Origin of the sequence: Vibrio sp. V01_P9A10T6 (assembly GCF_963877065.1) — a bacterium.
Classification (GTDB): Bacteria; Pseudomonadota; Gammaproteobacteria; order Enterobacterales; family Vibrionaceae; genus Vibrio; species Vibrio anguillarum.
This window is the reverse complement of record NZ_CAWNTB010000146.1, coordinates 25,086-32,352: the sequence shown is the minus strand read 5'-3', so window position 1 is coordinate 32,352 and position 7,267 is coordinate 25,086. Positions and strand designations below refer to the sequence as shown.

Below are 7,267 nucleotides of genomic sequence, written 5' to 3'. Positions count from 1 at the left end.
ATCTTTTTGTTTGGATAAAAAAAACTGATATTTTATCAATCTTGTTGCCAATCGATAAATGCTTAGCAGATAGTAGCCTCCACCCAGTTGTGTCTGGGTAAATATAATAAATGGCAGGTTATCTATTCTAAAAAATTACTTTTACGGTATTGACGATAACAACAAGAGGCGTCCCAAAAATGTTAGATAAAAAAGATGCAATGAGCGCTATTGCTAGTTACCGCATGGAAAGCACATTACGTGGTGTAGATTTAAACCTGCTGACGGTTTTTGATGCAGTAATGCAAGAGCAAAATATTACCCGTGCCGCTCATAATTTGGGTATGTCTCAGCCAGCAGTCAGCAATGCTGTAGCGCGTTTGAAGGTAATGTTTAATGATGAACTGTTTATGCGACAAGGGCGAGGTATTCAACCTACTCAACGCGCACGTCAACTGTTCGGCCCGATGCGTCAAGCACTGCAATTAATCCGTAATGAACTGCCAAGTTCGGTGTTTTCTCCTGAAACATCAACCCGCTTATTTAAATTAGCGATTTGCAGTCCTTGTGATATACGTTTCGCGCCGAAAATTATGTCATCAGTTCATGAACAAGCGCCTTTGGTCCAACTTCATCTTGATGCGGAATTTAACCGTTTGTTAGCCGAGCGTATGCGTTACCAAGAGATCGATTTTGTGATTGATTACGCGCGTTTTGATGAGCAAGGTTTCTCCAGTACGGAAATTTTCCAAGATGAATTAGTGGTGGTGGCATCTAAGTCTCATCCTCGCATCAATGGCTCTGTTAACGCTGAGAGCCTAACAGCTGAAAAGCATGCGAAGTTATCTCGCATCCATGGGCAGCGTAGCTTTTCTGAGCAAGCATACCGCGAATTAGACTGTATTCCTTATTATGAAGGGACCAGTTTGAGCAACGTGCTTTATGTGGTCGGACAATCTGAGTTGGTGACGATTGCACCTCGTTGGATGGTTGAGAATGCGGCTAACCGAGATCAGTTACAAATCCTCGATTTCCCATTTGCAAATGGTCAAATCAGTGGTTATCTCAGTTGGCATGAGTCTAGTGAAAAAGACAAAGGCCATATTTGGCTGCGTGATCAGTTAATGATGATTTGCGGCGAAGTTGTTGCATTAAACTAACGTTTACCCGTTAATTTGTACTGTGATCTAAACTTAGCGATACACCTTTTTAGCCTTGAATTGGTTATATCCATTCAGGGCTTTTTTGTCTGTAGAATTAATTGATAACTTTGACATCCGTCAGTTGCCTTTTTTGCTTCTAAATGTACACTTGTGCGCTCAAAAAGCTTACATGTGTAAGCTACAGGTAAAAAAGATGCCCAATTTAAATTTCCATATCGTAAAAAGAATTCGTGAACAGATTGTCAAAGGTGGCGAGTGCATTGCTCTAAAACACAAAATAGAGAAAGAGTGGCATGGGATCAGCTGGAAGCAATTTGGTCAACGTATCGATGCGATGTCACTTGCACTTTTAACGCAAGGTATAAAAATCCAAGATAAAGTCGGGATTTTTTCGAATAATATGCCGCAGTGGACAATAGCTGACTTGGCTACTTTGCAGTTAAGAGCCGTTACAGTACCTATTTATCCAACCAATACGCCAGCGCAGGCTAGTTACATTATTCAAGATGCTGATGTCAAAGTGCTCTTGGTCGGTGAACAGGCACAATACGATGCGGCACTGGATTTTTTTGATGAGTGCGAACAGCTTGAATTAATTGTCGCCATGAGTGATGGCATTGATCTAAAAAGTTTTCAACATGGCATCCATTGGCAGACTTTTATTGAACAAAATACAGATGGTCAGCAAGCGGAATTAGAGTCTCGCCTTGAACAGGCGAATATGGATGATCTGCTGACGCTCATCTATACCTCAGGCACCACAGGTCAACCTAAAGGCGTGATGCTTGATTACCGTAATATTGGCGCTCAGCTTGAAGGGCATGATGAGCGGTTAAACATCTCTAAGGATGATGTGTCACTCTGTTTTTTACCACTGTCACACGTGTTTGAACGGGCGTGGAGCTTTTACATTCTTTACAGTGGTGCAACTAACTGTTATTTACAGGATACGATGCAAGTACGTGATGCATTGAGTGAACTAAAGCCAACGGTGATGTGCGCGGTTCCTCGCTTCTACGAGAAAATTTTCTCCGCTATTCACGAAAAAGTCTCGAAAGCGCCGTTGCATCGAAAAGTGCTATTTACTTGGGCGGTCAATATGGGGGCTAAGATGGCTCTTTGTCATCAAGAAAAGCGCCAACCATCCTTCATGCTGAAAAAGAGTTACGCGTTAGCGGATAAAATCGTGTTGTCTAAATTGCGTGCATTGCTTGGTGGGCGGATTAATTTCATGCCTTGCGGTGGCGCGAAATTAGATGAAACCATCGGCCGATTTTTCCATGCCATTGGCATTAACGTGAAGTTGGGCTATGGCATGACGGAAACCACAGCAACGGTTTCTTGTTGGGATGATCGGTGTTTTAATCCTGATTCAATAGGAATGTCGATGCCAGGAGCTCAGGTCAAAATCGGTGACAACAATGAAATTCTTGTTCGCGGACCAATGGTTATGCGCGGCTACTATAAAATGGCAGAAGAAACGGCGTTAGCATTCGATGAACAAGGTTTTCTCAAAACAGGAGATGCTGGGCACATTGATGAGCAAGGTAATGTCTTCATCACTGATAGAATCAAAGAGCTGATGAAAACCTCCGGTGGTAAATACATTGCGCCACAAGTTATTGAGGGAGCGATTGGTAAAGATCACTTTATTGAACAGATTGCGGTGATTGCTGACACACGTAAATTTGTATCGGCTTTAATTGTACCTTGTTATGACAGCTTGGAGGTTTACGCCAAGGAGCTCAACATCAAATATCATGACAGATTAGAGCTTATCAAGAACAACCAAGTGGTTGAGATGCTGGAAAAACGAGTCAATGATTTGCAAAAAGAGCTAGCCAAATTTGAGCAGGTGAAAAAGTTTAAATTATTACCTAAAGCTTTTTCAATGGACAAAGGTGAGCTGACGCCGACTCAGAAACTGCGTAGAAAAGTCATTAGTGATCGTTACCAAGATGAAATCGAGGAAATGTACAAAGAAAAGACTAAAGGTGAGTAAAATTATCTTAAGATAGTTTTTTCATTGTTTAAAAATCCTCCACTTGCTTTTCAGATAAAGCGTGGGGGATTTTTTATATTACGACGGAAGTTAAACCTCGCTTCCTCATTATGCCACATTGCTGCATGGTAATATTTTTTGCTTTATTTTTGCTAATTACTCATGGATTGAGCTGTTTTTAATGCCGGTTTTACGATAGTTACCTAATAAAATTCCATTTAACCAAACATTTGCCAAAGTGTGCGCTATTTGGCGTTCGACCCGATGATAAGAAAGAGTTACAGTTGTTGCGTTACCTTGTTTTTTGTTATGACAAAAGCAAGACATAGCCGAAAGTGGAAAGTTTTCGAATTAGGCTACAAATAAGCCCTAAACTATGTAAAACCAGGCCCATTGACTGACCATGTGTTGGGTACTGGTAAGGAGAAAAAATGGCAACGCAATCCAATCAACAGATGTTATCTGGCGCAGAGATGGTGGTTCAATCTCTTATCGAAGAAGGTGTAGAGCAAATATTTGGATACCCAGGTGGTTCCGTTCTTGATATTTACGATGCGCTGCACGCAAAAACCGACCAAATTAAACATGTCCTTGTTCGCCACGAGCAAGCGGCCACGCACATGGCAGATGGCTATGCTCGAGCAACCGGAAAAACGGGTGTGGTACTTGTTTGTTCTGGCCCAGGGGCGACGAATACCGTCACAGGGATTGCTACTGCTTACATGGACTCAATTCCAATGATTGTTATTTCAGGCAACGTGCCAAATAACCTCATTGGTAACGATGCGTTTCAAGAATGTGACATCGTTGGGGTTTCTCGTCCGATCGTCAAACACAGTTTTCTTGTAAAAAAAGCTGAAGATATTCCTGAAACCATTAAGAAAGCCTTTTATATTGCCTCAACAGGACGCCCGGGGCCGGTCGTGATCGATCTGCCTAAAGATGTGATGAATCCTCAGATCAAACTCCCTTACACATATCCTGAGTCGATCAAACTGCGCTCATACAACCCAACTACTTCTGGTCATAAAGGGCAAATTAAAAAGGCGCTAAAAGCGTTGTTAGAAGCCAAAAAACCCGTATTGTACATTGGTGGTGGCGCTGTTATTTCAGGCGCAGATCAGCACATTTTACAACTGGCTGAAACGCTCAATTTACCCGTAGTCAGCACGTTAATGGGGCTTGGTGCTTTCCCTGGGACTCATAAAAATGCGTTAGGCATGCTTGGAATGCATGGAATGTATGAAGCCAATATGGCGATGCACAATGCGGATTTGATTTTCGGTATTGGCGTGCGTTTTGATGACCGTACAACCAATAATCTAGAAAAATATTGCCCGAACGCTAAGATCATGCACATTGACATTGATCCTTCGTCGATCTCTAAAAATGTGCCAGTCGATCTGCCGATAGTGGGATCAGCTGAACAAGTACTGGAAACTATGCTGCAATTGCTCTCTGAGCAAGGTGACTGTAATGATTCGCAGGCGCTTGAACTATGGTGGCAAGATATCCAAAGCTGGCGCGACCGCCAATGCTTAGCTTATGAGAAATCCAGCGAACGCATTAAGCCGCAACAAGTAATTGAAACTTTGCATAAACTGACTAATGGAGACGCATATGTGGCCTCCGATGTTGGTCAGCACCAAATGTTCGCCGCACTTTATTATCCATTCAATAAGCCTCGTCGTTGGATCAACTCTGGCGGTTTGGGCACCATGGGGTTTGGTTTACCCGCTGGAATGGGGGTTAAATTTGCCATGCCAGAAGAAGAGGTAGTGATTGTCACTGGGGATGGCAGTATTCAAATGAATATCCAAGAGCTTTCCACCGCGTTGCAATATGATATTCCAGTGAAAATTATTAACTTAAACAACCGTTTTCTTGGCATGGTAAAACAGTGGCAAGATATTATTTACCAAGGACGTCACTCTAATTCTTATATGAGTTCTGTTCCCGATTTTGCAGCAATTGCAGAAGCTTATGGCCACGTTGGCATCCGTATCTCACAGCCTGATGAACTTGAAGCCGGGCTTAAAAAAGCACTCGATATGAAAGATCGATTGGTTTTTGTTGATATTAATGTGGATGAAACGGAGCACGTCTACCCAATGCAAATTAAAGGCGAAGGGATGGACAAAATGTGGTTAAGCAAAACGGAGAGAACATAATATGAGACACATTATTTCAATATTAATGGAAAACCAATCGGGTGCTTTGTCTCGCGTTGTTGGTCTATTTTCTCAACGTGGTTATAACATTGAATCACTAACGGTTTCACCAACCGATGATGCAACATTATCACGCTTAAACATCACTACTAAGACCGATGAAATGCAACTTGAACAAATTCAAAAGCAACTGCATAAGTTGATTGATGTGCTTAAAGTGCAAGAAGTGTCAGAGTGCGAACACATTGAACGTGAGCTGATGATGGTGAAAGTCAAAGCCAGCGGTTTTGCGCGTGCCGAAGTGAAACGTACGGCTGATATTTTCCGTGGGCAGATCGTGGATGTCACTGCGGCTCAATATACTGTGCAGCTTGCCGGAACCAGCGAAAAACTCGATGCCTTTATTCAAGCGTTGTCGGAAGTCACTGAAGTAATCGAAGTCGCGCGAAGTGGCGTGGTAGGTATTGCTCGCGGGGAGCGAGCGCTTAAAGCTTAATTTACCGAGCTCCCTATCGAAATAAGGAAGGCCACATTTTGTGTGGCCTTTTTGTCGTTTGGTGCTTTTACTGGAGAAGTGCTTAGTGAAGAATACGCGCACGAATGGTGCCGCTGATGCTTTTCAGCTTAGTCAGAGCTTCCGCAGAGCGAGCGGTTTCTACGTCAATCACTACATAACCGATATCCGCTGACGTTTGTAAATATTGAGCGGCGATATTGATCCCTTCTTCGGCGAAGATGGTGTTGATTTGTGTCAGAATACCCGGACGGTTTTCGTGAATATGCAGTAAACGCGAACTATCACGGTGAATTGGCAGTGATACTTCAGGGAAGTTCACGCTTGATAAGGTTGAGCCGTTATCTGAATATTTTGCCAACTTACCGGCTACTTCAATACCGATATTTTCTTGTGCTTCTTGAGTTGAGCCACCAATGTGCGGTGTCAATATTACATTATCAAAATGCATCAGTGGGGATTCAAAAGGTTCAGAGTTTGTGGCGGGTTCTTCTGGAAATACATCTATTGCCGCGCCAGCTAGATGGTTTGATGCCAATGCATCGCAGAGTGCGGGAATGTCGACTACCGTTCCGCGTGCTGCGTTGATAAAGATAGAGCCAGGCTTCATGCGTGCAAACTCTTCTTTACCCATCATATTTTTAGTATCTGGAGTTTCAGGCACATGCAGAGAAATGACATCACATTTATTCAGTAGCTCGCTCATGGTATGTATTTGCGTTGCATTACCGAGTGAGAGTTTGTTTTCTATGTCATAGAAATAGACTTGCATACCGAGGTTTTCGGCAATGATACCGAGCTGGGTGCCAATGTGGCCATAGCCAATAATACCTAAGCGTTTACCGCGAGCCTCATAAGAGTTATCAGCACTTTTTTTCCAAATACCACGATGCGCCAATGCATTTTTTTCAGGAATCCCACGCAGTAGTAGCAGTGTTTGGCCTAAAACGAGTTCAGCAACACTGCGAGTATTCGAAAATGGTGCATTAAAGACAGGAATCCCGCGTTTTGCGGCTGCATTCAGGTCAACTTGGTTGGTGCCAATGCAGAAGCAGCCGATAGCAACTAACTTCTCTGCCGCGTTGATTACCGCTTCAGTCAAATTGGTGCGCGAACGAATTCCGATGAAGTGAGCATCTTTCACCGCTTCGAGCAGTTGTTCATCACCCAGAGAACCTTTGTGATACTCAATATTGCTGTAACCGGCAGATTGCAGTACTTCAACCGTTGAAGGGTGTAGCCCTTCGAGGAGTAAGATTTTGATTTTGTCTTTTTCGAGTGAAACTTTGGCCATTATTCTCGTCCTTAAAAATGGGAAGGTGGGCAAACACGGCGCACATAAAGCAAAAGGGCTAATGTAAAGAGGAAGATTAACCATTTTGTTGGAAGACAAACGTTTTCCTTGTGCGTCTTCTGACCAATAAAGTAACAAACTTTT

At 43.0% G+C, this 7,267-nt stretch carries 5 protein-coding genes; 4 read left to right on the top strand and 1 reads right to left on the bottom strand.

Annotation, left to right across the window (positions count from 1 at the left end):
- The first annotated feature begins 179 nt into the window (after window positions 1-179).
- From leuO to ilvN, 4 genes are all read left to right on the top strand, one after another.
- Window positions 180-1,139 (top strand): transcriptional regulator LeuO, encoded by a 960-nt coding sequence (leuO, locus tag AACQ21_RS09020; protein WP_105977641.1) that lies wholly within the window; start codon window positions 180-182, stop codon window positions 1,137-1,139.
- A gap of 196 nt (window positions 1,140-1,335) precedes the next feature.
- Window positions 1,336-3,144 carry an AMP-dependent synthetase/ligase gene (locus AACQ21_RS09015; protein ID WP_181185613.1) on the top strand — a complete coding sequence of 603 codons (1,809 nt, stop codon included), beginning with the start codon at window positions 1,336-1,338 and terminating at the stop codon, window positions 3,142-3,144.
- Window positions 3,145-3,575: 431 nt separating this feature from the next.
- Window positions 3,576-5,315, top strand: a complete 1,740-nt coding sequence (locus AACQ21_RS09010; RefSeq protein WP_105977639.1) for an acetolactate synthase 3 large subunit — start codon at window positions 3,576-3,578, stop codon at window positions 5,313-5,315.
- Between the two features lies 1 nt (window position 5,316).
- The gene (gene ilvN, locus AACQ21_RS09005; RefSeq protein ID WP_010319822.1) at window positions 5,317-5,811 is read left to right on the top strand and encodes an acetolactate synthase small subunit; all 495 of its coding nucleotides are present in this window, start codon (window positions 5,317-5,319) and stop codon (window positions 5,809-5,811) included.
- Window positions 5,812-5,893: 82 nt separating this feature from the next.
- Here ilvN and serA read toward each other — a convergent pair whose 3' ends face one another.
- Window positions 5,894-7,123 (bottom strand): phosphoglycerate dehydrogenase, encoded by a 1,230-nt coding sequence (serA, locus tag AACQ21_RS09000; RefSeq protein WP_026028313.1) that lies wholly within the window; start codon window positions 7,121-7,123, stop codon window positions 5,894-5,896.
- Window positions 7,124-7,267: the final 144 nt, after the last annotated feature.

What these genes read in the sequence shown, in the direction of transcription:
- leuO (WP_105977641.1), top strand. Translation starts at nt 180, where the DNA reads ATGTTAGATAAAAAAGATGCAATGAGCGCTATTGCTAGTTACCGCATG.
- AACQ21_RS09015 (WP_181185613.1), top strand. Translation starts at nt 1,336, where the DNA reads ATGCCCAATTTAAATTTCCATATCGTAAAAAGAATTCGTGAACAGATT.
- AACQ21_RS09010 (WP_105977639.1), top strand. Translation starts at nt 3,576, where the DNA reads ATGGCAACGCAATCCAATCAACAGATGTTATCTGGCGCAGAGATGGTG.
- ilvN (WP_010319822.1), top strand. Translation starts at nt 5,317, where the DNA reads ATGAGACACATTATTTCAATATTAATGGAAAACCAATCGGGTGCTTTG.
- serA (WP_026028313.1), bottom strand. Translation starts at nt 7,123, where the DNA reads ATGGCCAAAGTTTCACTCGAAAAAGACAAAATCAAAATCTTACTCCTC.